Here is a 26,359-nt window from a genome sequence, read left to right on the forward strand (position 1 = left end):
TTAAAAAAGCTGGTTGGTGCGATGATTATAGAGCGCAAGTCTTCTTTGGGCTATAAATTAACCAAAGTATGCTCGCGCCCTGCTATACCTTGTGCGATCAGCTCTTTTGTTAATAATGAACTTTTTCTTGCTTGTGCAAGATTAACATCTGGGAATCGGCCTAAATTGAAATTCGCTCGTTTTCCATTTGTTGGACGGTAATAGTTAAGCTGCCATTGTTTAGAACCACTTGGAAGTACACGTAGTTGTAGCCCTTGCCCATCTGAAAGACGATATTCCTTTTCTTTAGGCTTTGCGTTTTTAACTTCTGTTGCTGTTAGAGGTTTCGTGATTCTAGGCATCGTAGTAACCATTAGTTAGTATCCATAATCTATGGTTACTACAGTGGTTACTAAAAGTCAAAGATACGGTGGGATACTATGGGATGTTAAATGACGATAAGTTATTGATTTTTCGTTATTGCAGATATAAAAAAAGACGTCCTGGGACGTCTTAATTCATTGGATTGGTGGAGCTGGCGGGAGTTGAACCCGCGTTTAAACTCAGAGCTTAAAACGCTTTAGGTGCGTAACCGGTAATTTCTTTTACTCCAAGCTCTTTGCCCAGTTTAGTCATTGGGTGAACGACAACTAAACCCTTTACTGACTTTTTGAGTTTACCCATGTCTGCTTGTTCGGCTTTGGTTAATACACGGTTAAATGGCAATTTAAGTACTGCGCTGCCTTGTTTGCCAACTTCAAATTGCTGCTTGCCTTTAAGGCCTTTCAGCTTTTTATTTATTTGTTCAATTTCAAGTTTGAACTGGCGAATAATAGGCGTGTCTTCGCGCTCAATTGCGGCGTTAAGCTTATGACGGCATTTGTCTAGGCGGTTGTTCAGCTTTTGTATTTCTTTATTGTGGCTCATGGTGATTCCTTAACGCGGGCTTAGCGGCGGCGTTGTTTCTTTAATTGTTGGTTGAGCTCAAAATCCAGCTCTTCGGGATCTATGACTAAGCCGTCTTCGCCTGGTTGCGGAAATATGACCACCGCAAGTTCGTCGTCCAGTAACCCTGGGGTCCATTTCTGTAACCACTTTTCTAGGGCTATGCTTTTTGCTTTACAGTCTTGCCAGTCACCGGTTGCCCATTGCTCGGCAAAAGCTTGGTCAGGCCACACCGGTACACAGTCTTCGTCGTCGGTATTGAGCATCACGCAGCCGTGTTCGTCGGTCAATATCCATACAGCTTGTTCTGCAACACATTGCTTAAAAAGGTATTGCATTCTTTGTTCTGGATTCATGCCGTTTACTTTGGCAATTTGCTCTGAGTCTAATGCCATGATGGCTCCTAATGACGGCTAAGGCGTTAAAATATTTACAACCTTAGCAGAGGCAAGGTTAACTGCCTGTTTAAAAATGTAATTAACTGTATTCTTGCTCAAGGTAGCTAACGATATCTGAAGATTCGTACATCCAGGTGGTTTTGCCGTCTTTTTCAATGCGCAAACAAGGTACCTTAAGGGCTCCGCCACCGTTCACCAAATCTTGTTGGTGTGGTGCGGTTTTGGCGTCTTTTAACGCCACATTGAGGCTTAAGCGTTTCATGCTACGACGCACTTTAACGCAAAATGGACAGGCTTCGTATTGATACAAGCTGAGGTTTTGCGTTTGCTGATCAATTTGATCTTGCAATGCCGGATCACGCTTCACCCCCTTTGGGCTAAAGACAAAATTTCCAGCTAAGATTAATCGGCCCAATAGCCAGCGAATAATTTTCATATCGACTTCCTTATGTTCGCGCGCATCTTACCAAGGGCGCTCAATCATATCCAGATATAAGGCTTCTACTTTTGTTCGCGCCCAAGGGGTACGGCGCAGAAATTTAAGGCTAGACTTGATACTCGGATCATGGGTGAAACAGCGAATATTGATGCGCGAGCCTAATTCTTCCCAGCCATAATGCTGTTGAAGTTCTGTAACCATTTTCTCAAGAGTGATGCCGTGCAGAGGGTTGTTGGCTTGGGTCATAGTGATCCTAGTGGTCGTGAAGGGCTCAACGCTTAACTGAGTAGCATAAGCCCATAATGCCAGTTAATGTTTGGCTGTTTATGCCGGAAATTCCACGTGTTGCTGGCTTTCCAACCAAGTAGGATATTTTACCATGATGCTCTTAAATAAATCAGACTCTTTGAACTGATTTAACCACGCTTTTACATGGGGATAGGGGCTTTGTTCAAACCACGGCCAATTTACATGCGCAAATTGGCGAATAAACGGCAAAATGGCCATGTCTGCCAAGCTTACTCTTGGGCCCATTAAGTAGCTATTTTGGCTAAGGCGTTGCTCTAATTTGGCCACAAAGCGTTCACCTTGTTGACGATATTCTGCTTGCGTTTGCTCAGGAAAGCGATCGTGGTATTTGTATTTATCTAAAGCCTGCTTAAAGTCGCCGTCGTTTTCAGTAATCAACATGCGCATTTGCGCGCTATCAAAACCGAGCCATTGGTCTTTATCTTGTTGGCGTAAAGCCCAAAACATAATGGCAAGGCTTTCTTCAATCACTTGTTGTTCTGCAATTTGTAGCACTGGCACCGTGCCTTTGGGTGAAATTTGCAGCATATGCTCAGGTTTTGCTTTTAGCACTATTTCTCTTAAGGCCACTGGCGTGTTGGCGTAAGCAATGGCCAAGCGTGCGCGCATGGCATAAGGGCAGCGACGAAATGAATAAAGTACCGGAGTCATATTAACCTCAACAATTTTTGCGCAGACCATACTTGACTGGCGTGACGAATTCAACCTTGAAGACGGTGCCAAGCAGCTATTTAGGGGTGCGTAAGCTCGGCTTATGCGTTGCGGTGAAGGGTTAACGCCAAACGTGCTGAGTGTGTTAAATCAACCCGTTTATTTTGGAGTTATTTGATGCAGTAAAGACATAACGTTGACCTATTTATTGCTATGGCGCATTTTGGTAAGTTTGTTTGGACGTCATGGTTTATATTGTGCGCATCAACCCCGTTAATCACTCCTATGAGGCGCAATATGAAACGAATCGCAATTACCCTGACGATGTTAATGGCGCTTGCCAGTGTGCCGGCTACTGCGCACCATGCTGACACCGGACATAATCATACCCAGCAACAGGGTCACACGCACAGTCAGCACTATGATGACAATCGCAAAGGGGAAATTGCGGGGGCCTTAATCGGCGGCGCGGTGCTTGGCGCCATCATTAGTAACGCCGCAGATGATGACGATGATTATCGCCGCCGCGGGCCTCGTCGGCATAAGGTGGTTCACCATGTAAATCATAAGGGAAAGCATCATCAAAAGCGCAAATTCAAGCGCAAGCTAAAAAAGCACAAGCGTAAGCATAAAGTGTCTCATCGCCGATAATGTTATAGCCGGCGCGTGTTAATGTCGTTCACGAGAGTGTTCGAGCTTGATAAAAAATAGACATCGGCATATCTTCAAGCAGAGCAGGCTGCAGTTGTAGCCTATTGATGATAACTCTTCGCTAAGGAGCCGCTGTGGCCGGGGTCAGTTTATTAGCGCTATTGGATGATATTGCCACCGTGTTAGATGACGTGGCGGTGATGAGTAAAATGGCTGCTCGTAAAACCGCAGGTGTTTTGGGCGATGATTTAGCCCTCAATGCTCAGCAGGTTTCTGGCGTGCGGGCCGAGCGTGAAATCCCTGTCGTGTGGGCGGTGGCAAAGGGGTCATTTCGTAATAAATTGATTTTAGTGCCTGCAGCACTGCTTATCAGCGCGGTTGCTCCTTGGTTGATCACTACTATGCTGTTACTCGGCGGTTTATTCCTGTGTTTTGAGGGTTGTGAGAAAATTTTTCACACGTTCTTTCATCACTCAGACGACCAGTCAACGAAGCCTGAGCTTGAATTGGAAGACGTTGTTGCCTTTGAACAAAAGAAAATTGCCGGGGCCATTCGTACCGACTTTATACTCTCGGCTGAAATTATCGTAATCGCTCTTGGAACGGTGCAAAACCAAGATCTTATCACGCAATTTCTGGTGGTTGCTTTGATTGCGATTGTGATGACCGTAGGTGTGTACGGCTTAGTGGCTGGCATTGTAAAATTAGACGACGCCGGATTGTATTTAGTCGAACATTATGAAAATGGCAGTATGCGGGCGAAAATGGGAAGGCTATTGGTAGAGGCTGCGCCATATTTGATGAAAGTACTTGCCGTTGTGGGTACCATCGCCATGTTTTTAGTGGGCGGCGGTATCGTCGTGCACAGTATTGATGCGTTGCATCATTATTTGGTGGCAATAATGAACTATTTTCCTGCTTCTACCATGGTGCAAGCACTGTTACCAAGTCTATTCAATGGGCTAGTGGGTTTTTGCGCAGGCGCTATTGTACTGATTGTGGTGACTCTGGCGTCATACATTAAAAAGCGCATTTAATGGGGCGCATTAATGATGACAAACCAAGCTTCAGTGATAACGCGGTGAATCAAGAGCAAGAACTTATGGCACAGCTCATCGCTGAATTTCTACGTTTTAAAGACGTTGCGGTGGGTATAGACGGGTGCAAAGCCGGTTGGCTTGCGGTGATTAATAACAAGGGGCATTTACACTATTTTGTTACGGCCACGCTAGACGATTTGGTGCGCCGCATACCGGCCAAGGCCGCCATCTTTATTGATATGCCGGTGGGCCTGGTCTTGCCAGACGAGCAATACCGAGCGTGTGATAGGCAAGCTCGCCAAGCGCTATCACCTGCGCGCAGTGGCAGTATATTTCCTGTGCCATGTCGCCAAGCTGTGTACGCCAAAGATTACTTGAGTGCGTGTGACATTAACCAAGCGGCAACAGGCAAAAGGTTGTCTAAACAAACTTGGTATATTTGCCATAAAATCGCCGAACTCGACCGGTTATTGCAAGGCCATCCGCAACTTATACCCCAAGTGCGAGAGTCTCATCCAGAGCTGTGTTTTGCCGGTCTTTCACAGGGGCAAGCTTTAAGTCATAACAAGAAATCGGCCTTGGGGTTAGCGCAGCGTAACAAGTTGTTACGACCGTTTGATAGCCGTGCGCTAATGGCGAACATTTTGGCCAATACCAAACGCAAAGACGTGCTAAAAGACGACATAGTGGATGCTTTTGTACTGATGCTCAGTGCAAGTTTGCCTGCGTATTGGTCTACTTTCCCAAGCTCTAAGGCGGCTAAAGATAATGAGCCACAAGCTTATCCACTGCGAGATGATAAAGGCTTAGCGCGGCAAATTTACTTTATCGCCATGGAGCGACAGTCGCCGCCGCATCCGCTTTAAGCATTACACTGATTTACATTGCCGACTATGGTGTAACCCGCTGATATTAGCCATACTATTTACAAGGTTAATTACAGGGAAACAATCATGGCCGCGTCACTTTCTAAGCAAACTGTGTTATTGCACTGGCTAACCGCCTTGTTATTTATTGGCGTATTAGGCTTGGGCTTATATATGGTCGACTTACCCAAAAGTCCGGACAAGTTTGAGCTTTATGGCATCCATAAATCCGTTGGCTTTATCGTGCTATTAATTGCCATTGTGCGTTTAAGTTGGCGCATGTTTGAAGGGCCTGTTAATAGCATCTCACCGCTGCCCCGTTATCAAGAAATACTTGCTAAGAGCATTCATCATTTATTACTACTGGGCACGTTACTGATGCCTATTTCAGGCGTTTTGATGAGCATTGGAGGAGGCCGTGCGGTGGAGGTGTTTGGCTATGAAATTGTTGCGGCAGGCGATAAAATTGAGTGGCTGGGCAGTATCAGTCATAGCGTGCATGGCATCGCCGCAGATATCATCATCGTCGCATTGGTATTGCATATTGTCGGCGCGCTCAAGCATCAATGGATAGATAAAGACGGCACCGTCAGTCGAATGCTGGGTAAGAAAGTATAAAAGCAAGTAGGAGGCCTATTGGCAGATAAATGGGCTTCTTTGACGCACTAGGCTTAAGGCTGGTTTTTATAGCTCTACGCTGGGCTTGAATATTTTTATCATTATCATCAATAATGTAGGGATAAGCCATCAAGCATCTTAGCCAATACTGATATGACATACCAAGAGTTCAATGATTTTTGTCGTCATTTGCCGGCAACCACATACGTAGTGCAATGGGGCAATGCTCATGTTTGGAAGGTAGGCACAAAGGTGTTTGCCATTGGTGGTTGGGAGAAAGACAACCAGCCTGCTTTTGTCTTTAAAGCGTCAGAGCTTAACTTTAATATTTTAAGTGATGAACCCGGTTATCGCCCTGCGCCTTACATGGCCAGCCGCGGCATGAAATGGATCCAGCAATATCGTGCGCAACCTGATGACGAGTCGTTGCGCTATTATTTGACGCAGTCGCACCGTCTTGTCTCAGCAGGATTGAGCAAAAAGTTACAAAAATCCCTCGGTTTATTGCCTGAATAATTTGCTGTAGCCGTGTTTAGACGAGCCAGTTCAGTGCTAAAAGAAAAAGCAAACAAGGCGATGACACGCTGCGCTAAAACTCTTAAATAAAACACCTCGATAAAACGTTAACACCTCACTCAGATTGTTTGTTATTTTGTTCTAAACTTATTTAACGTATTCAATTTAAAGAGACTTTTACCTTGAGCTCATCGTTATCTTTTGCCCGCTTTTACGCCCATGTGTTGGCCATTATTTGCTTTTGTGCCTTTTTTGTAAGCTCTAGCATGGCTGCAACGACACCTCATTCGGAGCAAGTGCAAGGTGAACTGGCGGAATACGAGCGCCTGATGGTGCAAATTCGCAGTGAACAACCGGGGCAAACTGGCTACGCGGCTAAAGCATTGAATAAACACTTAGCGCTGACGCAGCAAGCCTACCATTTACTGTTGTGGCAGTGGGCAGACTATTTATTGCAACCCAAGCAAGCACAAGAGCTTAGGGCGTTAAGCCCTTTGGTTATCAGCAAACTTAACAGCGCCAGTGAGGGGGTAAAAGCGGGCATCGCGCAAGACTTATTGGCCGCCAATTCTCTGGAAAAACAGATAAGCGAAGGCAAAAAACGCTTGTTTAATTCAAATCAAGCGCCAGCAAAGACTCGTTTAGAGCAGTTACAATGGCAACTTTATTTGCTGCGCCAGCACCAAGAGCAAGGCTATTTGGCTTTGTATAATAACAGCAAACGTCTTGGCGCCTTTGGGCAAAACGTGAGCGGGGATATGGCCAAGGCACAAGGCCTGCTGTTGCAACAAGCAGACATTTTAGCTGGCTTAATCGGTATTAATGAAGACAAGCTACTCAAGCTTGAAAAAAGCTTGTCTGTGGTGCGCAGTGAATCTGCAACGGGTAAGAAATTGATTGCCGATATTGCGTTAAAAAATCTGGAAATTCAGGATTACGCTAAGCGGTTACAGCGTGTCGTGGAAATGCTGTCAAACGAAGACATAGCTACTGCCTTGTATAAAAAAACCATCATACAAGCCAAGAAAAGCCTCAGCGCAGACATGTTAGACGAGCGGGTGGTGTCTCACCTTATTACCGAATGGTGGCATGGGGTAAAAAAATGGTTTAAACATCAAGCGCCCACTATTATCAGTAATTCGGTGACGTTTTTTGGCATTTTATTGTTGGCGTATGTTGCGGCAGTGATCGCCAGAAAAGCGGTACGCGGCTTGTTTCGCCGCGCTCAGCCTAACATGTCGCAGCTGGCCAAAAAGTTTATTGAGTCAATGACGCTGCGAGTTATCGTGTTTATTGGATTTCTGTTTGCCTTAAGTAACTTAGGGATTCAAATTGGCCCAATATTGGCGGGCTTAGGCATTTTAGGTTTTATTATTGGCTTTGCGCTGCAAGAAACCCTGTCTAATTTTGCTTCAGGTTTAATGATCCTTATTTACCGGCCGTTTGACGTGGGTGACAAGATCCGCGTCTCAGGTTTAGAGGGCAGGGTGAGCAAGATGAATTTAGTGAGTACCACAGTGTTCACTTCGGCTAATCATCATCTTACCGTGCCAAACAATAAAATTTGGAAAGACACCATTCATAACATAACCTCGCAGCCGCAAGTGCGACTAGACGTATTGTTTAAAGTGCCATTTAGCGCTGACTCACAAGCCGTGTTGACAGCCATTAAGGAAGAGGTGAGCACTAATACAATCATCTTGCAAGACAAAGGCTCACAGGTGCGTATTTATGAGTTAGGTGAGTCAGAAGTGAAATATATTGCGCGCTTTTGGATCGCCTCTGACTTAATTGACGAAGCCAAGTGGCAAGTATCTGAAGGGGTGAAGCGCCGATTTGATGACGCCGGTATTTCCGGTAACATCGTCGACAGTTATTCGGTGAGACCCCGGCAAGGAAAGTGATAACGCCTCGTTGTTATGAATCACGCCGCAACTCTTTAACTTACAAAGCAATCAATGTAGCGAGGGTTACAAAGTTGATGAGGTGTATTTAGCCTAAGGGGATGCCTAAAAACAGCCTAAATAAGGCACCGCTTAGAGGCCGTGAAGATTCAGCCCCAAAGGCGTTGTGATCTAGCGGTGACCTTAATGCGGTATATTTATGATTTAATGAACTATTTGGTAAATTCAATGGAACAAATTGGCGCAGTATTAGCCGACGTGTATACCCCTTTGCTCATTGCCGGTTGTATCACGCTCCTTATTAAGCAATATCGGCAATCCGCCTCTTGGCGCTGCACTTTACTGAGTGTGCTTGCTTGTGCCGGCGCTTATGTTTTTATGTTACTTGATGAAGCGTTGTCTATCTGGCCAAGTTTTGGCGCTGATTACAGTACACACACCGCCATTGCTGTCGCCTTAGTGTGTATTATTGTCTGTATGCTGCCAGCATGGCCTTTGCCCCGGCGTTTACATACCGCGTGGAGATGGCTGACGGTGGGGAGCCTAGTTGCATATATGGTTTTGATGAAGCTGATGCACTATCACACGTTTTTAGACATGGTGACCACTGTATTAGTCATGTTGCCTTGGTTGCTATTAACGTGGCGGCGTGGTTTGGTGCAAAGCAAGGCTTGAAACTAAAACGCGAAGTTAAACAAAGCGATAATAAAAAGCCAGCTCTCGCTGGCTTTTTCAGTTAATCACTTTATCAACGGCCTTGGCGAGTCGATTTTGGCTTGCCTTTGGCCTTAGGTTTACCCTTACTACCGTAAGGTTTTTGGTAAGGCGAGGCTGCTTTTGCGCCGGCTTTTTGATTACTGCTTGGCTTGTGCTTACCCTTAGCGCCTGCTTTTGCTGTGCCGCCTTTACGAATATCGGGTTGGTTAGGGTGTTTGGTGGCAAAGCGCTTGGTGCCATGGCGCCCAGACTGTCGACGTGTACCGCGCATGTTCATGGCGCGCTCGTCGTCTGCAGAAGGTACTATACAATGGGGTTTATCTCCGATTAAATGGGCTTTGCCCATATCAGTAAGGGCTTCTCGCAGTAACGGCCAGTTTGCGGGATCGTGATAACGCAAAAATGCTTTATGCAGCCTGCGCTGTTTATCGCCTTTTGCCACAAACAGTTCTTTGCGCTTTTTGTACTTCACCCGGGTCAATGGGCTTGTTTCGGCGTGATACATGGCCGTGGCATTACACATGGGCGAAGGGTAAAAGTTTTGTACTTGGTCGCACTGAAAATCGTTAGATTTCAGCCAGGCGGCCAGGTTTAACATGTCTTCGTCGGTACAGCCTGGGTGTGCAGCGATAAAGTAAGGAATCAAATACTGCTTTTTACCCGCCATGGCAGAGAATTTTTCAAACATTTCTTTGAATTTATCATACGCGCCCATGCCAGGTTTCATCATCTGATCTAGGGTGTCTTTTTCTGTATGCTCTGGGGCAATTTTTAAATAGCCTCCAACGTGATGGGTCACCAACTCTTTGACGTATTCAGGTGACTCAATGGCCAGGTCGTAACGTACGCCCGAAGCAATCATGACTTTTTTAATGCCTTTTACTTTACGCGCGCTTCGGTAAAGGTCTACCGTGTGTTTATGGTCAGTATTGAGCTTCTCACAGATTTTAGGGAATACGCATGAAGGGCGACGACAGTTAATTTCAGCTTTAGGATCGGAGCAACCTAAGCGATACATGTTGGCCGTTGGTCCCCCCAAGTCTGAAATCGTACCGGTAAAGCCGGGTACTTTATCGCGAATATCGGCCATTTCATCCAAAATAGACTGTTTAGACCGGTTTTGAATGATCCGTCCCTCGTGCTCGGTGATACTGCAAAAACTGCAGCCGCCAAAACAACCTCGCATGATGTTTACCGAGGTTTTGATCATGTCGTACGCCGGAATTTTTGCTTTGCCATAACGAGGGTGAGGTACCCGAGCGTATGGCAGTCCAAACACGTAGTCCATTTCTTCTGTGGTGAGTGGAATAGGCGCTTGGTTAACCCATAACTCTCTGTCTGCGTGCTTTTGTACCAGGGCTCGGCCAGAATACGGGTTGGTTTCTAAGTGCATTACACGGCTGGCATGAGCGTATAGGATGCGATCGTTTTTCAGTTTTTCAAATGAAGGCAAACGCACTGCCGTGTTATTAGCGTCATGGCGAGAGGTTTGCATGCGCACCACTTTAGCGGGCTCGGCCTTTTTCTCGGTAGCACAAGCGGACGTTTCTTGATAAGGGTTTTGCATCACCATGGCTTTACCTGGTTTATCGATGCGTGAAGAGTCCACTACTTTAAAGTGATCCGGTAATGTCTTACGCAGCACAGCAGTGCCGCGAATATGCTGCATGTCTTCGATGGTTTTGCCTTCCGCAAAGCCATGGGCTACGTCAACTAACGCGCGTTCGGCGTTACCAAACAATAGAATGTCTGCTTTGGCGTCGGCAAGTACGGAGCGACGAATTTTATCTGACCAGTAATCGTAATGCGCAATGCGGCGTAAACTGGCTTCAATGCCACCCAATACGATAGGCACAGATTTGTAGGCCTCGCGACAACGCTGGGAATAAACCAGTACCGCGCGATCAGGCCGCTTACCGCCTTCGTTATTCGGGGTGTAGGCGTCGTCGTGTCGTAGTTTACGATCAGAGGTGTAACGGTTGATCATGGAGTCCATGTTACCGGCAGTGATGCCAAAAAACAGATTAGGCTCACCAAGCTCAGTAAAAGCCGTTTTATCTTGCCATGCCGGCTGGGCAATAATGCCCACACGAAAGCCTTGGCTTTCTAACAATCGGCCGATAACCGCCATGCCAAAGCTGGGGTGATCAACATAAGCGTCACCTGTGACCAAGATGATGTCACAGCTGTCCCAGCCAAGTTTTTTCATTTCTTTGCGACTGGTGGGCAAAAAAGGTGCTGGACCAAAACATTCTGCCCAATACTTTTTGTAGTCGTAAATTTTCTTAATTGCTGGGTACATGATAACGCCTCTAAAATCAGTGGCGCGATTATACCGATCCCAACCGTTTTTGTAATGCTCGCGGCAGAGGAAATTTTGCGTGTCCATATCAACACGGTGCACAGAGAAGATTGAAGAAAGTGTTATGGAAACAAAAGCAATTAATTAACAGAGGGTTAAGTTAATGCTAAAGCAATTGTTGTGGGAGATAAAATGAAAAAGGAGAAAGCGCAGGGCTTTCTCCGTTAGCCGTTAATTGCCTAAACCTGTGCCTGTATCTTTTTTATTGATAAGTTCAATAGCATAACCGTCAGGATCGCGTACGAACGCTATCACGGTTTTACCGCCTTTTACCGGGCCTGGCTCGCGTGTAATGTTACCGCCGGCCGCACGAATCGCTTCACAGGTCGCATAAATATCTTCTGCTTCAATCGCAATATGACCATAAGCGTTGCCTAAGTCATAAGACTCAGTGCCCCAATTGTATGTCAGCTCTAGCACTGTTGTATCTGTTTCATCACCGTAACCAAGAAATGCCAAGGTATATTTGTATTCTTGGTTTTCCGATTGGCGTAATAGCTTCATGCCAAGCACTTCGGTGTAAAACTTAATCGAACGCTCTAAATTGCCCACTCTTAACATTGTGTGTAATAAACGCATGTTAATTCCTTTGTTGTTATGATGTTTTTTCTTTAAATTCGCACAAGTCTTCAATGATACAGGCGTTACATTTCGGTTTTCTTGCGACACAAATATAGCGGCCGAGTAATATCAACCAGTGGTGCACATCCACTTTAAATTCTGCTGGGACCACCTTGAGCAGTTTTTGCTCAACCAGGTCGACATTTTTTCCCATGGCAAACTTGGTACGGTTACTGACTCGAAATATATGGGTGTCAACGGCGATGGTGGGCCAGCCAAAAGCTGTGTTGAGTACCACATTGGCTGTTTTTCTGCCGACCCCCGGCAGTGCTTCTAATGCTTCACGACTTTCTGGCACTTCGCCACCGTGTAAGTCTAGTAACATGCGGCACGCTTTAATGACATTTTCAGCTTTCGAGTTATACAAGCCAATGGTTTTAATGTATTGCTTTAGTCCATCGACGCCAAGGTCGTAAATGGCTTGGGGAGTATTCGCGACAGGGAATAACTTGTCTGTGGCTTTGTTGACACTGACATCTGTTGCTTGGGCTGACAGGGTAACAGCAACCAATAATTCAAATGGGTTTGAGAAATTGAGCTCAGTGGTTGGCTCAGGGTTATCATCCCGCAATCGTGTCAGGATTTCTTTTCGCTTTTGATTATTCATGATTTAGCCTCGATGGTCGATGACATTTTTAAGGGCGATTAAAAAGCCCATAATGACAAACGCTCCGGGGGGTAAAATAGCAAATAAGAAACTGGTGTCTGTGGTAAAAATGTGGATGGTGATGTCTCCGATCCAATCTCCAAACAAGTTGTTAGCGCCGTGAAATAAGGTGCCGTTACCTAAAATCTCACGAATAGCGCCAAGTACAATCAACACCAAGCTAAAGCCAATGCCCATCATTAAGCCATCTAATGCCGCTAACTTGGGCGGGTTTTTACTGGCAAAAGCTTCTGCTCGGCCAATGATGGCGCAATTTGTCACAATCAAAGGGATGAAAATGCCCAAGCTTAAATACAGCTCATAGGTAAAGGCGTGCATCAGTAGCTCAATCGCTGTTACCAAGGCCGCAATGATCATTACAAAGATGGGAATGCGAATTTCATTTGGCACCCATTGGCGAATTTTAGAGACTGTGATGTTAGAAAGTAAAAGTACCAAGGTGGTGGCAATGGCCAAGCCCAGCGCATTGATAAAGGTATTTGAAACGGCAAGCAAGGGACAAAGCCCCAGCAACTGCACCAGACCAGGGTTGTTTTTCCACAATCCTTGCCAAATAATGTCTTTTGACTGCTCGGATAATCCAGCTTTATGCTCGGGTTGTGAAGGTGTGTCTTGTTCATCAACGGCTGGGTTTAATTCTGTTTCACTCATGATTAACTCTCACAATTCGCAGCTTGTTGATACAGGGTTGCTTGGTGCTGTTGATAATAAAGCACCGCGCGTTTAACCGCTTTGACCACGGCCCTTGGTGTGATGGTTGCCCCAGTGAAGGCGTCAAAATCGCCCCCGTCTTTTTTAACTGCCCAGCGTGGGTCTTTTTCATTGTCTACCATTAAGCCATTGAACCGGGTGATCCAATCAGACTTGTGCAGGTCAATTTTATCCCCCAATCCCGGGGTTTCTTTGTGGTTAAGCACCCGCACTCCCGCAATACTGCCGTCATAATGCAGCGCTACCAATAATAAGATATTACCGCTATAACCATCTGGGGCAACGGTTTCAATGGCGAGGCCGACAGGTTGGCCTTCGCGCGTTGCAATCCAAGTTTTTTGTGCTAGTTCCGAGCCTAATAAATGGGTGTCTTGTGAAAGAAAACAAGAATTGAATAAATCGTTATCATAGCTGTCACTGGGCAATAATTGCTCCATGGTGCTGAGCAGCTTTTTGGCTTCTTGCTTGGCAATGATTGGCGCTGTGAGCGCGGCAACTATTGCCACAATCGCAGTGCAGGCAATGGCAAATACCCCCAAAGTAGCGCCGTGTTTACTCATAGACTTTATCATTGCGGTTTCCTGCCATATGGGTGCGGCTGAGTATAATAATCAATCAAAGGCACCGTCATATTTGCCAATAATACGGCAAATGCTACCGCGTCTGGGTAGCCACCCCAAGTGCGAATACAGTAAGTTAATATAGCAATTAAAGCGCCGAAAATTATACGGCCCTTCACTGTGGTAGAAGCTGTCACGGGATCCGTCAGGATAAAAAAAGCCGCAAAAATACTGGCTCCAGAAAACAAGTGAATCATGGGCGAGGCGACGCCATCAGGGCTGACCAAATAAAAAATGCTGGAAATGATAAACAAGGTGCCTAAAAAACTGGCAGGAATGTGCCAAGCCAAGGCGCGTTTTTTCACCAAAATGAGCCCTCCCACAAGAAAGGCTAAATTTATCCATTCAGAGCCGACACCAGCAAATGCCCCGAATACCGGCTTAGTCATGCTCTCACTGCTGGTTAGACCTTGACTAAGGTCGGTTTTGAGGGTGTCTAAAGGCGTTGCCATGGTGACGCCATCTACCGTACTGCGAATTTGATTGACGCTGTAGCCGTCAAGAGAGTATCCGGTAAAAATGGTGTTCAAACTGTCGAGTAAGCCTAATTCTAAGTTAAGAAATTGCGTCGGCGGCAGCCAGCTCGTCATTTGTACCGGAAAAGAAATCAGCAATAGAACATAAGCCACCATGGCCGGGTTAAAAATATTCTGGCCTAAGCCTCCATACAGTTGTTTTGCCACTAGAATGGCAAACACCACACCAATTGCGGTGATCCACCAAGGTGTTAAGGGCGGTAAGCTTATGCCTATTAAAACCGCGGTTAACAAAGCTGAATTATCTTTAAGAGTAAAGCGAATGGGTTTGCGGCGAACGCGCATCACTGCGGCTTCTGTGGCGAGTGCCACGATGCTAGCCAGTAAAACCTGTATGATATTGCCCCAACCATAGACGTACCATTGCACTATCATGCCGGGAATCAAACATGCGATCACCAAGGCCATTAGCTGAGAGGTGCTGAATGTGCGCCGAGCAAAAGGTGATGAAGCTATGATAGGTCGCATTAGTGATCGTTTTCCTGTTGTTGAGCTTTTTTGGCTTTTGCTTTGGCAATGGCCGCCGCTACGGCTGCGCTTTTAGGTTTTGGTCTGACGTCTTCTTTGACGACAGCCATTGTCTTATCCTTGTGGCCAGAGTCATCAACAGCCTTGTCCTTTACGGCTTGTTGCAGCGCCTTTTTAGCCTTTGCTTTGGCAATGGCAGCTGCAACAGCGGGGTTGTTACTGGCTTTTGACTCTTGCGCCTTAGCGGTTTCATTTTCCGCTTTATCTACAGCATCACTTTCGTGTTGTGTTTCTGCCCCTTTTGCTTGGGCTTTTTTGGCTTTAGCTCGGGCAATGGCAGCGGCTACAGCAGGATTCTTACTGGCTTTTGACTCTGGAGTCTTAGCGGTTTCATTTTGTTCTGTATCTGCAACATCACTCTCCTGTTGTGCTTCAGCTTGAGCATTATTAGCTTGGGCTTTTTTGGCTTTAGCTCGGGCAATGGCAGCGGCTACAGCAGGATTCTTACTGGCTTTTGACTCGTGAGTCTTAGCAGTTTCATCTTGTTCTGTATCTGCAAAATCACTCTCCTGTTGTGCTTCAGCTTGAGCATTATTAGCTTGGGCTTTTTTGGCTTTAGCTCGGGCAATGGCAGCGGCTACAGCAGGATTCTTACTGGCTTTTGACTCTGGAGTCTTAGCGGTTTCATTTTGTTCTGTATCTGCAACATCACTCTCCTGTTGTGCTTCAGCTTCAGCTTGAGCTTGAGCATTATTAGCTTGGGCTTTTTTGGCTTTAGCTCGGGCAATGGCAGCGGCTACAGCAGTATTCTTACTGGCTTTTGACTCGTGAGTCTTAGCAGTTTCATCTTGTTCTGTATCTGCAACATCACTCTCGTGTTGAGTTTCAGAATCATTGGCTTGAGCTTTTTTGGCTTTAGCACGAGCAATAGCCGCCGCAACAGCGGGGTTTTGGGATGTTTTAGCCGCAGTCTTCCCATTATCCTCGTCTTCTGCCTTGTTGTTTGCTTTTTTCGCTTTCGCTCGGGCAATGGCTGCAGCAACAGGACTGATGGCCTTATCTTCTTTTACAGCTTCTGATTGGCTCTGCTCATTCTCCAATGCTTGTTTTGCCGCTTTTGCTGCCCGCGCTTGTTCTTTACGTAGTTTTCTCGCTGCGGCAGGATCGAGGGAGTCATCATCGCTTGCCTTATTTTGTTTTGCTCTTGCCAATGCTTCAGCCACCGCATCCTTTTGCGTATCGGCTGCTGTATTGTCGGACTTTTGTTGTAACTGAGCTTTGCGCTTTTCTGCCGCGGCTTTGTGTTTTGCTTCTCGCTCTTGTTTATCTCGCTCGAGGCGTTCGGCTCTTGCCTCATGCCGTTTTCGCGCTACTTCGGCTTTATCGGCTTCAACGGTCTGGGTTTTAATTTCCGCTTTGCCAACACGATAATATTGGACCAGAGGGATCTCACTTGGGCATACGTATGCACAGGCGCCACACTCAATACAGTCAAATAAATTATATTCTTCTAGCTTTTCATGGTCTTGCGACTTGGCATACCAGTATAGTTGTTGTGGTAATAAGTCAACTGGGCAAGCTTCGGCACATTCACCGCAACGAATACACGCTCGTTCTTTACCGAACAGGGGCAGTTCTGCTTCTGTTGGCGCTAAAATACAGTTGGTTGTTTTGATAACCGGAGCATTAAAATTGGGTAAGGTAAAACCCATCATCGGGCCACCTATAATCACCCGAGGTTGCGATGTGGGCTTGAATTGATGTTGCTGTAACATAAATGCAACCGGTGTGCCCAGTAGTACGTGGCGGTTGCCAGGGTGAAGCATGGCTTGCCCTGTCAGGGTGACAATACGCGAAATAAGCGGCTCATCGTCAAACACGGCGCGCTTAATCGCTAATGTGGTACCGACATTGTGCATTAATATACCCATGTCAATGGCATAGCCATTTGCTGGTACTTGCATGCCGGTTAGCACTTCAATTAATTGTTTTTCACCGCCGGTAGGGTACTTGGTCGGTACCACTTTAACTTGTCGAGTGTCAGTAGCAAAAGCTTCGAGTGCCTTAGCGGCTTCTGGTTTGTTATGCTCAACGGCGATAATTGTTTGACCACACTGAGTGATTTTCTCAAGGACTTCAATGCCCTGAAAAAGCTCTTGCGCATACTCACGCATTAACACGTCGTCTGATGTGATATACGGCTCACACTCAATACCGTTAATGATGAGCACTTCGATATCGGCTTTACCCGATAACTTAAGATGAGCGGGAAAACCGGCGCCGCCTTTACCGGCAATGCCAGCCTGATGCACTATGTCTATTAGTTGATGCTTATCCAAGCTGCTGATGTCATCTCGGGGTGAGCGCGGTTGCCATGTATCTAAGCCATCGGTGTTAATGACGATGGCTTGTTCAAAAATGCCCGACGCATGGCAGCTTGGCCTCAGCTCAATCGCCGAGACCGTGCCAGAGCTACTGGCGTGCACGGGTAAAGCCCGAAAATTATTGCAAGCCGTTAGCGGTTGACCTTTTTGAACAAGGTCACCCACTTTTACCAAAATATCAGCAGACTCGCCAAGGTGCTGACTGACAGGTATGACCAATTGCTCTGGGATGATTGCTTGGCCGATTGCCGTTTTATTAGAGTAATGCTTGCGCTCTGCAGGGAAAACGCCGCCAGCGTATCGCCATAACTTGCCACTGCGAATTCGGTTTAACAGCTCTTTCATTCGCCTTGTACCTGCGGATTAATGTTTTTGACTTCAATAGCATTTAACTGCCATTGCCAAGTTTTGGTATTGGCGGCAATCGGGATCATCTCAATACAGTCTGTGGGACAGGGATCGACGCACAATTCACAGCCGGTACATTCGTCAGCAATGATGGTGTGCATTTGACGCGTTGCACCCAGTATGGCGTCTACTGGGCAAGCTTGAATACATTTGGTGCAACCGATGCATTCAGCTTCGTGAACAAAAGCCACGGCTTTTGGTTTTTCTTCTCCTTCTAACGCGGTCGCTTCTACGCCCATCAGATCGGCGAGTTTAGCTATGACGGCTTCACCTCCGGGCGGGCATTTATTTATTTCGTCGCCGCCGGCAATCGCATTCGCGTAGGGCTTACAACCTGGGTAACCACATTGGCCACATTGAGTTTGTGGTAAAATCGCGTCGATTTGTTCGACGATAGGGTCTGACTTCACTTTGAAGCGAATGGCGGCAAAACCCAAGATCACACCGGATATAACGGCAATGATACCAATAGCGATGATGGCGTAACCTATGTCCATTTATATACTTCCGATTAAATGTTGACTAGGCCGGTAAAGCCCATAAAAGCAAGGGACATTAAACCTGCGGTTACCATGGCTATCGCAGCGCCTCGAAAAGGTAAGGGCACATCTGCAGCGGCTAAGCGCTCGCGCATGGCCGAGAACAGTACCAACACCAGTGAAAACCCCACTGCAGCGCCAAAGCCATACACCAAAGACTCAACAAAATTATGGCGCTCGTTCACATTTAACAGCGCTAAACCCAATACGGCACAGTTGGTGGTAATAAGGGGCAGGAAAATACCTAACAAGCGATATAAGGTTGGGCTGGTTTTGTGTACAACCATTTCAGTGAATTGCACCACAACAGCAATCACTAAGATAAAACTTAACGTGCGCAGGTATTCAATGCCCAGCGGTTGCAATACGTACTGATTGACCAAATACGACACCGCTGCGGTTAACGTGAGAACAAAAGTGGTCGCAAATGACATGCCGACGGCAGTGCTTATCTTGCTCGACACCCCCATGAAAGGGCATAAGCCAAGAAACTTAACCAGTACAAAGTTATTAACCAGTACCGTACCAATAAGTAAAAGAAGGTAGTCGCTCATTAGAAATAATGTATTCCAGATTTAATCCTATATTAGCAAGTTTTACAGGCTGAAATAAGTCATTAAATGAGGAATTTAACGCGGGGCCATTTAGCTGCTGTAATTGTAAACAAAAGCCCCAGCATGGCTGGGGCTAATTGAGCATAAATTACTGATGGATCAGGCGTTAACCTTGGCAAGGGGAGTCGGGCGCGAAATTAAAAAGCCCTGCAAGCCATCGACGTACATGTTTTCAAGTAATTGTTTTTGCTCTAGGTGTTCAACGCCTTCTGCAATTACTTGGCAACCCATGCGATGGGCGACGTCGACGATCATGCGCAAAAACTGCTGGTTCGCACTGTCACGCTCAATGTTACTGATGAGGCTGGCATCTACTTTAACAAAATCAGGCTTGAGTTCTTTAAATAGCCTGAACGAGCCTATGCCTTTACCAAACTTACAGATAGCACTGCGACTGCCGGTACGTTTAAGCATGTCAAAAACGCGCTTACTGGCCACCAAATTGCGATCTAATACATCTTCATCGAACTCAAATACTAGGGCTGCTGCGATGTTAGGCTCACGCAGCAATAATCGTTCTAACCAAACTATGAAAGCGCTATTTTGCAGTGAAGTGGCAGAAACGTTTACCCCCCAGCGCGCATTGCCGTCCGTTTTGTGGCGACATTGACTGATCATGGTTTCTAAAATGACCTGCTCAAGTTTCACAATCAAGTCTAAACGTTGTGCCATGGCAAATACGGTGTCCGTTGGGATCATGGCATTATTTTGACCCACAAAGCGGGTGAATATTTCTTGGTAGCCTTTCATGTTGCGGTGGATTGCTTGAATAGGCTGGTTCAGCAGCATCACCGCGCGATTGTCGATGATAGACTCTATGACCTTTTTCCAGTGGAGTTGCCCGAGGTTTTGGTCTTGATTGTCATTTTGCTCAAATGCCCAAGCATTGACCGATTCTGTTTGCGCCTTCGACAGGGCGATGTCTGCCCGGGATAACACTTGCTCAGGCAGCTGGCCAGAAGAGACCGATGATAAACCGGTATAAGCAACGGTATCGTAGTTGTTTAACGACTGGTACTCATCAAACAGGTGCTTAAGGTGTTTCGCTAATTTTTGCGCATCACTCACCGACATAGATGGGGCTAGGATGGCGAAATCGGAACCGGAAATTCGATAACATTGTGTTTCTGCAAATCGTTTCGCAACTTGAATCAAGATGCGGCTGATGTCAGACAAATAAGCGTCGCCTTGCTGATAACCGCTGTGTTGGTTAATTTTATTTAGCTCAGACGCTCTTACCAACGCCAAGATGGCGGTTTTGTTTTCGCCTTCGTTTGACAAAATATCAGTCAAATCTTTTCTAAAGCCATGGCGATTGGTCAAACCTGTGAGGTTGTCCATGCTGACTTGTTTTACCAGTAACTGTATTTTTTGATGTTGCTGTTGAATTTCTTGGTGGAAACGTTGGCGTTGTTCCAGCAATTGCTCAGTGACTTGAGTAAAGGTGCTGGTTTGCGGGGTATCGCTGCTGACTTCTGCGATTAAACGTTTCTCGAGGTTCTTCAATAAGCGGAAAATGGCCCAATTAATGATCAACGCAGACACGCCGAGCAAGACCACAAGTTGCCACAAAAGGGCGGTGATGTTTGCAGAAATGTTACTAAAACTGCTGGTAAAGTTAAATGTGTAGTCGCTAGAGTTAACGGCTTGCTTCGTTGTGGCTTCTGGAAACAACAATTGAAATGCCGGGCTAAGGCTAGCGCTTGCATTGGCAACAAAAGCGGCGTTGGTAGCGTTATCAGAAACTTGCAAAGCAACTAATTGCTGTTGCCTGGCGATATTGTCAACCGTGATTTGGCTGAGTCCACTGCTGGCGATAGTTAAACGAATCTCATCCTTAAGATTGTTATTGATATCGGCAATAATGGGGGAAAAGTGCAGTTTAACAGCAATGATGACAGCAATTGCAGCTAACAGCATAACCACATTCGTGATGATCAGACTATTTTTATACTCTTTCATAATGGCATCCAAGCTCTATTGAGGCAGATTCATCCCTGACCCGATGTATTTTTAGTCTAACACGATTGTTATCCATCAGATATGGATTAGCAATGAGTTTTAAATTTTTGTTTAAAAATTGTTAGACAGATAAATGTCTTTGAGAGAGATACAACATGATGAAATTGGCTCCTCCTGCTGGATTTGAACCAGCGACCTGCGGATTAACAGTCCGTCGCTCTACCAACTGAGCTAAGGAGGAATCATATTTTTATAGTATGCGTGTAAAATTTGGCTCCTCTTGCTGGATTTGAACCAGCGACCTGCGGATTAACAGTCCGTCGCTCTACCAACTGAGCTAAAGAGGAATCATATTTTATAGTCTTATTTGTTGAGTTGGCTCCTCTTGCTGGATTTGAACCAGCGACCTGCGGATTAACAGTCCGTCGCTCTACCAACTGAGCTAAAGAGGAATCATATTTTATAGTCTTATTTGTTGAGTTGGCTCCTCTTGCTGGATTTGAACCAGCGACCTGCGGATTAACAGTCCGTCGCTCTACCAACTGAGCTAAAGAGGAACTACATTCAACGAGGCGAATGTTAAGACCCTGACACTTAGCTGTCAATACCAATTGCAGATAAAAATGCTCTCAATGGTTTGTTTGCTGAAATTATGATCAAGTTGCTCAGAGATTGACTGTCAGGCGCTGTTTTACTCAGTAAACATGATATTTTGAGCGTTTGAAGGCGAAATTTTAGAAAACCGGTGTTTTTGTGTGTTTTTTAAATGGCAGCAAAACTCCTGATTAGCAAAATGATAAAAACTGGCCTGAAATCACATTTATTTGATATTTGTAAATAAGGTTTAACGGCGGGGTAGTTATGCACATGCCCTTAGGGCCCAGTATCCACGCGGTTTGAAAAAGTTATCCACTATTTTTGTGGATAAGTGTGTGGAATGGCAGCGACTAAATGCCGCTATGCCCCGTGATGCATGACTTTGCGACAATTGAGTGAAATTTTTAATATTTTATTATATCTATATTTATCAGTAAGTTACAAAAGTCAATTGGCTGGAGTCAAAAAATATGAGTAAATTTTTTTCGTTATTGCCCCTTGACAAAATTGCTGTGAGTTAAATCTTGCTAGGCATAAAAGTTATGTGGATGAACAATAAATGTACAGGGTGATTTTTAACCAAAAGCGCCCCCTGTCAGGCTTGCTTATCGGTTTATGTCTTGGCTTTGAACTGTTGAGTTTTTTGTCAGCTTGAAATGCACGCCTTTACACATCGTATTTCGAGTCACGCACAATTAAGTTGCTATTTATGGCTTTTTTGTGACAGTTAGAATGCTTAAAAGTCGCATGCTATATATGTTTAAAGTATAACAAGCCAGATTTTACTGTTAACTCGTAAAAACGATCTTTATTATTGATGACAATTCGACTTATCTATAGGTGACAAAATGGCCAAACCCTTTCAACTCGTCAGCCAATTTAAACCCAGTGGTGATCAACCCGGTGCGATTGCGCAGCTGTTAGAAGGCTTAGAAGATGGTTTGGCACATCAGGTGCTACTTGGAGTCACTGGCTCGGGTAAAACATTCTCTATCGCGAATATTATCGCTACCGTTAATAGACCTACTATAGTGCTAGCGCCCAACAAAACGTTAGCGGCGCAACTTTATGGTGAAATGAAAGAGTTTTTTCCCAATAATGCTGTTGAATACTTTGTTTCTTATTACGACTACTACCAACCAGAAGCTTACGTGCCGAGTACCGACACCTTTATTGATAAAGATGCCTCGGTCAATGATCACATAGAGCAAATGCGTCTGTCTGCTACTAAGGCTCTGATGGAACGAAGAGACGTAGTGATTGTGGCGTCTGTGTCCGCCATCTATGGTCTGGGCGATCCGCAATCTTACCTTAGCATGATGCTGCATTTGACGGTGGGTGATACCATCTCGCAACGTGATGTATTGCGTCGCTTAGCAGAAATCCAATACACCCGGAATGATATGGACTTTGCGCGCGGCACATTTCGAGTGAGGGGAGAAGTGATTGACATTTTTCCAGCTGAATCGGACAAGCATGCGGTAAGAATCGAGCTGTTTGATGATGAAGTAGAGCGCTTAAGTTTATTTGATCCACTGACCGGCCAAAGTGTCGACTCCGTGCCGAGGATCACAGTTTACCCAAAAACGCATTACGTCACGCCACGAGAAACCATCCTCACAGCGATTGATAATATTAAGCAAGAGTTAGTAGAGCGTAAGCAGCAGTTACTAACGGCCAATAAATTGATTGAAGAGCAAAGGATCAGCCAACGTACTCAATATGATATTGAGATGATGCAAGAATTAGGCTATTGCTCTGGAATTGAAAACTATTCACGTTATTTGTCTGGGCGCATGCCAGGTGAAGCGCCGCCAACACTGCTGGATTATTTACCAGCAGACGGGTTAATGGTGATTGATGAAAGTCACGTTACCGTGCCGCAAGTTGGTGCCATGTATAAAGGTGACCGCTCTCGTAAAGAAACATTGGTTGAATATGGCTTTCGTTTACCGTCTGCATTGGACAACCGACCGCTCAAATTTGATGAGTTTGAGCGGATCGCACCGCAAACTATATATGTTTCTGCGACTCCGGGAAATTATGAGCTAGAACAAACCAATGACGAGTTTGTAGAGCAGGTCATTAGGCCAACGGGTTTGTTAGATCCAGAGATAGAAGTGCGACCGGTTGGCACCCAGGTAGATGATCTATTGTCTGAAGCGCGCCAACGTAGCGCCATCAATGAACGTGTACTGGTTACCACGTTAACCAAACGTATGGCGGAAGACTTGACCGAGTACTTGGCTGAACACGGCATAAAGGTCAGGTATTTACATTCCGATATCGACACGGTTGAGCGCGTTGAAATCATTCGAGATTTGCGTTTAGGTGAGTTTGACGTGCTGGTAGGCATCAACTTACTGCGTGAAGGCTTAGACATGCCAGAGGTCTCTTTGGTTGCTATCCTAGACGCCGATAAAGAAGGTTTTCTGCGATCGGAGCGATCTTTGATCCAGACGATAGGCCGCGCTGCGCGAAACATCAAAGGAAAAGCCATTTTATATGCCGACTCGATCACCAAATCCATGAAAAAAGCGATGGATGAAACATCGCGCCGTCGTGACATACAAGCACAATTCAATAAAGACAACGGTATCACCCCAACCAAGCTAAACAAAGCTATACCCGACATTATGGCTTTAGGCACTGGTAAGTCTAAAGTGGCGAAGGTAGCAGAAGATAAAGCGGCGTATAAACTGCGCGACCCGAAAGCCATTTTGCAGCAAATCAGTGAACTTGAAAATGCCATGTTCGCTCATGCTAAAAACTTGGAGTTTGAACAAGCAGCGAAGATCAGAGATGAAGTCGCTAACTTACAACAACAATTGATTGCTGTGAGTTAGCGCAGATGATTACCAAAACCTCGCTTAATTTGCAGTCCCTTGTAAGCGTTTTGTCTTTAACTCGGCAAGCAGTAAACTGAACTCTTGCATCGTCATGGACTTTAGGTTTACGGCGTTTTGACGTTGCTTAAAAGCTTGGATCAATTGGTCTGCCATAGTCTGTTCCTCTGCAAATAGGAGGTTAGATTATGACCAGTTTTAAAGGGGGAAGATATTGGTGATAACCCCTATAGCAAAGGGGAAGCCAGGCTTTGCGGTGATATATAGAAATATGAGACAAAAAAAGACGCCAAGGGGCGTCTTTTCATATGCAGAGCTAACAGCGATTAAGCTTTAGCTGCAGCAATAATAGCAGAGAAATCTTCAACTTTAAGTGAAGCACCGCCTACAAGGCCGCCGTCGATGTCTGCTTGAGCAAACAAGTCTGCAGCTGTTGCAGCGCCTACGCTACCACCGTAAAGGATTTGTACTTTTTGCGCAACTTCTGCGTCTTGTGCTGCTAGCCATTGACGGATGTGAGCGTGAACTTCTTGTGCTTGCTCTTTAGAAGCTACTTTACCTGTACCGATTGCCCATACTGGCTCATATGCGATGACAGAGTTAGATAAAGATGCAACACCGTGTGCGTCGATAACAGCTTTTAGCTGAGTTTCAACAACGCTTGCTGTCTTGTCAGCTTCACGCTCTTCTAGCGTTTCACCGATACAAAGAACAGGTACAAGACCGTTTTCTTGGATGACTTTGAATTTAGCCGCAACTACTTCGTCAGTTTCATTGTGAAGTGTACGACGCTCACTGTGGCCTACTAGGCTGTATTTAGCGCCAAACTCTTTAACAGTAACCGCTGAAGTTTCGCCAGTGAATGCACCTGCAGTATTTAAGTCACAGTTTTGTGCGCCAAATTCAATTGCACCGTCTTTTACTAGGCTTTCAACTTGGCCAAGGAAAATTGCTGGAGGACATACTGCCACTTCAACACCTGTAGCGGCTGCAGCTGCTGGTGCTAAACCTTCAAGAAGTGCGTTGATAGACTCTTTAGTACCGTTTAGCTTCCAGTTACCCATTACAAGAGGTGTTCTCATTATTCATATCTCCAATCATTGTAAAAATTAAGCAAATTATAAAAATAGCTGACGTCATTAAACAGCGATTTGAACAATATTATCGTAATAAATTTTCATAAATGCCGCTAATGTGATCTAAGTCACTTTTTAAGGGGCTGGTTGTCGTAATTTTGCCCACGCCAAGCCTAAATATTCATGCATAGCTAACGTTGAACGTTGCAAATAATAGGCAGAAGGAATGTAGCGAGTGGCGGGCTGACTGCCTAAACTGGTGCGTTGCTTGTAATCTGCGGGTGCAGGAACCAGGTTTACACCATGGTGTTTTGCTAAATGCATCGCTCTTGGCATATGCATCGCTGAAGTAACCAAAATCGCGTCTTGCTGATGGATGAGTTGCTTTAAACGCTGTATTTCGTCATCAGTATCTTTGCTGTCATCGAAACGAGTAATCTTAGCCGGCTTTATCGCGAAACTTTGCGCCAATTGCGCCATTAGCGCAGCATGAGACTGGGTGTCGCCAAAGCCAGAGCCAGACACGACCAACTGCGCGTGGGGGTAAAGTTGTAATAAACGGTATGCTTCGCTAAAGCGTGCCAAGGCGGTAGCAGACAGCTGGCCGGTAATGACAAGCTGTGGATCGGCTAAGCCATAATTTCCCAGTACCATAATATAGTCAGGTGAGAAGTCGCGCGGTTGGTCAGCCAGGTGATAACTGGGGTATTGTCGCTCCAGGTGGCGAACTAACGCGCCGCTAACAGGCTCAGAACTGAATGCGATTAAGCAGCCAAAGGCTAATGAATAAAGCATCACTGTGAGTAATTTGTTGGCCCCACGCCAGGCAAAATAACCGGCAATAGCAAGTAAAATTAGGCTAAAGGGCAGAGGCATTAACAAACTACCTAGCCATTTTTTAATCAAAAACACAAT

25 protein-coding genes, 4 tRNA genes and 2 pseudogenes are annotated in these 26,359 nt (G+C 45.6%); 8 read left to right on the forward strand and 23 right to left on the reverse strand.

Annotated features, from left to right (window positions below; genetic code table 11):
• Window positions 1-50: 50 nt before the first annotated feature.
• From D1Z90_RS08400 to D1Z90_RS08425, 6 genes and pseudogenes are all read right to left on the reverse strand, one after another.
• Window positions 51-341, reverse strand: a complete 291-nt coding sequence (locus tag D1Z90_RS08400) for an integrase arm-type DNA-binding domain-containing protein (RefSeq protein ID WP_198419082.1) — start codon at window positions 339-341, stop codon at window positions 51-53.
• A 208-nt stretch (window positions 342-549) separates the two neighbouring features.
• Window positions 550-906, reverse strand: coding sequence for a YibL family ribosome-associated protein (locus tag D1Z90_RS08405; RefSeq protein WP_119910314.1), 357 nt, complete (start codon window positions 904-906; stop codon window positions 550-552).
• Window positions 907-926: 20 nt separating this feature from the next.
• Entirely contained in the window at window positions 927-1,319 is a 393-nt protein-coding gene (locus D1Z90_RS08410) for a DUF2750 domain-containing protein (RefSeq protein ID WP_119910315.1), read from the reverse strand.
• Between the two features lie 82 nt (window positions 1,320-1,401).
• On the reverse strand, window positions 1,402-1,758 hold the full coding sequence (locus D1Z90_RS08415; RefSeq protein ID WP_119910316.1) for a glutathione S-transferase N-terminal domain-containing protein: 357 nt from the start codon (window positions 1,756-1,758) through the stop codon (window positions 1,402-1,404).
• 33 nt (window positions 1,759-1,791) lie between these two features.
• A pseudogene (locus D1Z90_RS08420) lies at window positions 1,792-2,007 on the reverse strand (VF530 family protein); the annotation flags it as partial.
• Window positions 2,008-2,085: 78 nt separating this feature from the next.
• Window positions 2,086-2,721, reverse strand: a complete 636-nt coding sequence (locus tag D1Z90_RS08425) for a glutathione S-transferase (RefSeq protein WP_119910436.1) — start codon at window positions 2,719-2,721, stop codon at window positions 2,086-2,088.
• 297 nt (window positions 2,722-3,018) lie between these two features.
• On the opposite strand from D1Z90_RS08425, the gene D1Z90_RS08430 reads away from it, so the two are divergent.
• The 7 genes from D1Z90_RS08430 to D1Z90_RS08460 all read left to right on the forward strand — a co-directional run bounded on the left by D1Z90_RS08430 (window position 3,019) and on the right by D1Z90_RS08460 (window position 8,991).
• Complete coding sequence (locus tag D1Z90_RS08430) at window positions 3,019-3,372, forward strand: hypothetical protein (RefSeq protein WP_119910318.1); 354 nt, start codon at window positions 3,019-3,021, stop codon at window positions 3,370-3,372.
• A 134-nt stretch (window positions 3,373-3,506) separates the two neighbouring features.
• On the forward strand, window positions 3,507-4,409 hold the full coding sequence (locus tag D1Z90_RS08435; protein WP_119910319.1) for a DUF808 domain-containing protein: 903 nt from the start codon (window positions 3,507-3,509) through the stop codon (window positions 4,407-4,409).
• On the forward strand, window positions 4,409-5,278 hold the full coding sequence (locus D1Z90_RS08440) for a DUF429 domain-containing protein (protein ID WP_119910320.1): 870 nt from the start codon (window positions 4,409-4,411) through the stop codon (window positions 5,276-5,278). The genes D1Z90_RS08435 and D1Z90_RS08440 overlap by 1 nt, the downstream gene beginning before the upstream one ends.
• Before the next feature lie 87 nt (window positions 5,279-5,365).
• Window positions 5,366-5,896 carry a cytochrome b gene (locus D1Z90_RS08445; protein WP_119910321.1) on the forward strand — a complete coding sequence of 177 codons (531 nt, stop codon included), beginning with the start codon at window positions 5,366-5,368 and terminating at the stop codon, window positions 5,894-5,896.
• 153 nt (window positions 5,897-6,049) lie between these two features.
• Window positions 6,050-6,412 carry an MmcQ/YjbR family DNA-binding protein gene (locus D1Z90_RS08450; RefSeq protein ID WP_119910322.1) on the forward strand — a complete coding sequence of 121 codons (363 nt, stop codon included), beginning with the start codon at window positions 6,050-6,052 and terminating at the stop codon, window positions 6,410-6,412.
• 266 nt (window positions 6,413-6,678) lie between these two features.
• Window positions 6,679-8,316: a mechanosensitive ion channel family protein gene (locus tag D1Z90_RS08455; RefSeq protein WP_147378746.1), complete on the forward strand. Its 1,638-nt coding sequence runs from the start codon at window positions 6,679-6,681 to the stop codon at window positions 8,314-8,316.
• A gap of 186 nt (window positions 8,317-8,502) precedes the next feature.
• Window positions 8,503-8,991 (forward strand): hypothetical protein, encoded by a 489-nt coding sequence (locus D1Z90_RS08460; protein WP_147378747.1) that lies wholly within the window; start codon window positions 8,503-8,505, stop codon window positions 8,989-8,991.
• A 73-nt stretch (window positions 8,992-9,064) separates the two neighbouring features.
• Here the strand turns inward: D1Z90_RS08460 and D1Z90_RS08465 are convergent, their stop codons facing one another.
• From D1Z90_RS08465 to D1Z90_RS08530, 14 genes and pseudogenes are all read right to left on the reverse strand, one after another.
• Complete coding sequence (locus tag D1Z90_RS08465; protein ID WP_119910325.1) at window positions 9,065-11,335, reverse strand: YgiQ family radical SAM protein; 2,271 nt, start codon at window positions 11,333-11,335, stop codon at window positions 9,065-9,067.
• 231 nt (window positions 11,336-11,566) lie between these two features.
• Window positions 11,567-11,974 (reverse strand): lactoylglutathione lyase, encoded by a 408-nt coding sequence (gloA, locus tag D1Z90_RS08470; protein WP_119910326.1) that lies wholly within the window; start codon window positions 11,972-11,974, stop codon window positions 11,567-11,569.
• 16 nt (window positions 11,975-11,990) lie between these two features.
• Window positions 11,991-12,623, reverse strand: a complete 633-nt coding sequence (gene nth / locus D1Z90_RS08475) for an endonuclease III (protein WP_119910327.1) — start codon at window positions 12,621-12,623, stop codon at window positions 11,991-11,993.
• A gap of 9 nt (window positions 12,624-12,632) precedes the next feature.
• A pseudogene (locus tag D1Z90_RS08480) lies at window positions 12,633-13,334 on the reverse strand (electron transport complex subunit E); the annotation flags it as partial.
• A gap of 2 nt (window positions 13,335-13,336) precedes the next feature.
• Entirely contained in the window at window positions 13,337-13,966 is a 630-nt protein-coding gene (gene rsxG / locus D1Z90_RS08485) for an electron transport complex subunit RsxG (protein WP_119910329.1), read from the reverse strand.
• On the reverse strand, window positions 13,963-15,018 hold the full coding sequence (rsxD, locus tag D1Z90_RS08490; protein WP_119910330.1) for an electron transport complex subunit RsxD: 1,056 nt from the start codon (window positions 15,016-15,018) through the stop codon (window positions 13,963-13,965). The genes rsxG and rsxD overlap by 4 nt, the downstream gene beginning before the upstream one ends.
• Window positions 15,018-17,747, reverse strand: a complete 2,730-nt coding sequence (gene rsxC / locus D1Z90_RS08495) for an electron transport complex subunit RsxC (protein ID WP_119910331.1) — start codon at window positions 17,745-17,747, stop codon at window positions 15,018-15,020. Before rsxC ends, rsxD begins: the two co-directional genes overlap by 1 nt.
• Window positions 17,744-18,307, reverse strand: a complete 564-nt coding sequence (gene rsxB / locus D1Z90_RS08500; protein ID WP_119910332.1) for an electron transport complex subunit RsxB — start codon at window positions 18,305-18,307, stop codon at window positions 17,744-17,746. Before rsxB ends, rsxC begins: the two co-directional genes overlap by 4 nt.
• A gap of 14 nt (window positions 18,308-18,321) precedes the next feature.
• Window positions 18,322-18,903, reverse strand: coding sequence for an electron transport complex subunit RsxA (gene rsxA / locus D1Z90_RS08505; protein WP_119910333.1), 582 nt, complete (start codon window positions 18,901-18,903; stop codon window positions 18,322-18,324).
• Between the two features lie 159 nt (window positions 18,904-19,062).
• Window positions 19,063-20,925: an EAL domain-containing protein gene (locus tag D1Z90_RS08510; protein ID WP_119910334.1), complete on the reverse strand. Its 1,863-nt coding sequence runs from the start codon at window positions 20,923-20,925 to the stop codon at window positions 19,063-19,065.
• Between the two features lie 165 nt (window positions 20,926-21,090).
• Window positions 21,091-21,166: transfer RNA gene (locus tag D1Z90_RS08515), tRNA-Asn, on the reverse strand.
• A gap of 30 nt (window positions 21,167-21,196) precedes the next feature.
• Window positions 21,197-21,272 (reverse strand) — tRNA-Asn (locus tag D1Z90_RS08520).
• A gap of 29 nt (window positions 21,273-21,301) precedes the next feature.
• Window positions 21,302-21,377, reverse strand: a tRNA-Asn gene (locus D1Z90_RS08525).
• Between the two features lie 29 nt (window positions 21,378-21,406).
• Window positions 21,407-21,482, reverse strand: a tRNA-Asn gene (locus tag D1Z90_RS08530).
• 888 nt (window positions 21,483-22,370) lie between these two features.
• On the opposite strand from D1Z90_RS08530, the gene uvrB reads away from it, so the two are divergent.
• The gene (gene uvrB / locus D1Z90_RS08535; RefSeq protein ID WP_119910335.1) at window positions 22,371-24,368 is read left to right on the forward strand and encodes an excinuclease ABC subunit UvrB; all 1,998 of its coding nucleotides are present in this window, start codon (window positions 22,371-22,373) and stop codon (window positions 24,366-24,368) included.
• A 24-nt stretch (window positions 24,369-24,392) separates the two neighbouring features.
• Here the strand turns inward: uvrB and D1Z90_RS21955 are convergent, their stop codons facing one another.
• The 3 genes from D1Z90_RS21955 to D1Z90_RS08545 all read right to left on the reverse strand — a co-directional run bounded on the left by D1Z90_RS21955 (window position 24,393) and on the right by D1Z90_RS08545 (window position 26,356).
• A complete protein-coding gene (locus D1Z90_RS21955) occupies window positions 24,393-24,524 on the reverse strand; it encodes a hypothetical protein (RefSeq protein ID WP_269777034.1) in 132 nt (43 codons plus the stop codon).
• A 170-nt stretch (window positions 24,525-24,694) separates the two neighbouring features.
• Window positions 24,695-25,450, reverse strand: a complete 756-nt coding sequence (tpiA, locus tag D1Z90_RS08540) for a triose-phosphate isomerase (RefSeq protein WP_119910336.1) — start codon at window positions 25,448-25,450, stop codon at window positions 24,695-24,697.
• Window positions 25,451-25,579: 129 nt separating this feature from the next.
• Window positions 25,580-26,356, reverse strand: coding sequence for an ElyC/SanA/YdcF family protein (locus tag D1Z90_RS08545; RefSeq protein WP_119910337.1), 777 nt, complete (start codon window positions 26,354-26,356; stop codon window positions 25,580-25,582).
• Window positions 26,357-26,359: the final 3 nt, after the last annotated feature.

The sequence above is a fragment of the Motilimonas pumila genome (assembly GCF_003596335.1).
Taxonomy (GTDB): Bacteria; Pseudomonadota; Gammaproteobacteria; order Enterobacterales; family CBDFNC01; genus Motilimonas; species Motilimonas pumila.

What these genes read in the sequence shown, in the direction of transcription:
- D1Z90_RS08405 (WP_119910314.1), bottom strand. Translation starts at nt 906, where the DNA reads ATGAGCCACAATAAAGAAATACAAAAGCTGAACAACCGCCTAGACAAA.
- gloA (WP_119910326.1), bottom strand. Translation starts at nt 11,974, where the DNA reads ATGCGTTTATTACACACAATGTTAAGAGTGGGCAATTTAGAGCGTTCG.
- rsxD (WP_119910330.1), bottom strand. Translation starts at nt 15,018, where the DNA reads ATGCGACCTATCATAGCTTCATCACCTTTTGCTCGGCGCACATTCAGC.
- nth (WP_119910327.1), bottom strand. Translation starts at nt 12,623, where the DNA reads ATGAATAATCAAAAGCGAAAAGAAATCCTGACACGATTGCGGGATGAT.
- rsxG (WP_119910329.1), bottom strand. Translation starts at nt 13,966, where the DNA reads ATGATAAAGTCTATGAGTAAACACGGCGCTACTTTGGGGGTATTTGCC.
- D1Z90_RS08425 (WP_119910436.1), bottom strand. Translation starts at nt 2,721, where the DNA reads ATGACTCCGGTACTTTATTCATTTCGTCGCTGCCCTTATGCCATGCGC.
- D1Z90_RS08445 (WP_119910321.1), top strand. Translation starts at nt 5,366, where the DNA reads ATGGCCGCGTCACTTTCTAAGCAAACTGTGTTATTGCACTGGCTAACC.
- D1Z90_RS08400 (WP_198419082.1), bottom strand. Translation starts at nt 341, where the DNA reads ATGCCTAGAATCACGAAACCTCTAACAGCAACAGAAGTTAAAAACGCA.
- D1Z90_RS08455 (WP_147378746.1), top strand. Translation starts at nt 6,679, where the DNA reads ATGGCTGCAACGACACCTCATTCGGAGCAAGTGCAAGGTGAACTGGCG.
- rsxB (WP_119910332.1), bottom strand. Translation starts at nt 18,307, where the DNA reads ATGGACATAGGTTACGCCATCATCGCTATTGGTATCATTGCCGTTATA.
- rsxA (WP_119910333.1), bottom strand. Translation starts at nt 18,903, where the DNA reads ATGAGCGACTACCTTCTTTTACTTATTGGTACGGTACTGGTTAATAAC.
- uvrB (WP_119910335.1), top strand. Translation starts at nt 22,371, where the DNA reads ATGGCCAAACCCTTTCAACTCGTCAGCCAATTTAAACCCAGTGGTGAT.
- D1Z90_RS21955 (WP_269777034.1), bottom strand. Translation starts at nt 24,524, where the DNA reads ATGGCAGACCAATTGATCCAAGCTTTTAAGCAACGTCAAAACGCCGTA.
- D1Z90_RS08440 (WP_119910320.1), top strand. Translation starts at nt 4,409, where the DNA reads ATGGGGCGCATTAATGATGACAAACCAAGCTTCAGTGATAACGCGGTG.
- D1Z90_RS08430 (WP_119910318.1), top strand. Translation starts at nt 3,019, where the DNA reads ATGAAACGAATCGCAATTACCCTGACGATGTTAATGGCGCTTGCCAGT.
- D1Z90_RS08510 (WP_119910334.1), bottom strand. Translation starts at nt 20,925, where the DNA reads ATGAAAGAGTATAAAAATAGTCTGATCATCACGAATGTGGTTATGCTG.
- D1Z90_RS08465 (WP_119910325.1), bottom strand. Translation starts at nt 11,335, where the DNA reads ATGTACCCAGCAATTAAGAAAATTTACGACTACAAAAAGTATTGGGCA.
- D1Z90_RS08450 (WP_119910322.1), top strand. Translation starts at nt 6,050, where the DNA reads ATGACATACCAAGAGTTCAATGATTTTTGTCGTCATTTGCCGGCAACC.
- D1Z90_RS08410 (WP_119910315.1), bottom strand. Translation starts at nt 1,319, where the DNA reads ATGGCATTAGACTCAGAGCAAATTGCCAAAGTAAACGGCATGAATCCA.
- tpiA (WP_119910336.1), bottom strand. Translation starts at nt 25,450, where the DNA reads ATGAGAACACCTCTTGTAATGGGTAACTGGAAGCTAAACGGTACTAAA.
- D1Z90_RS08460 (WP_147378747.1), top strand. Translation starts at nt 8,503, where the DNA reads ATGCGGTATATTTATGATTTAATGAACTATTTGGTAAATTCAATGGAA.
- rsxC (WP_119910331.1), bottom strand. Translation starts at nt 17,747, where the DNA reads ATGAAAGAGCTGTTAAACCGAATTCGCAGTGGCAAGTTATGGCGATAC.
- D1Z90_RS08415 (WP_119910316.1), bottom strand. Translation starts at nt 1,758, where the DNA reads ATGAAAATTATTCGCTGGCTATTGGGCCGATTAATCTTAGCTGGAAAT.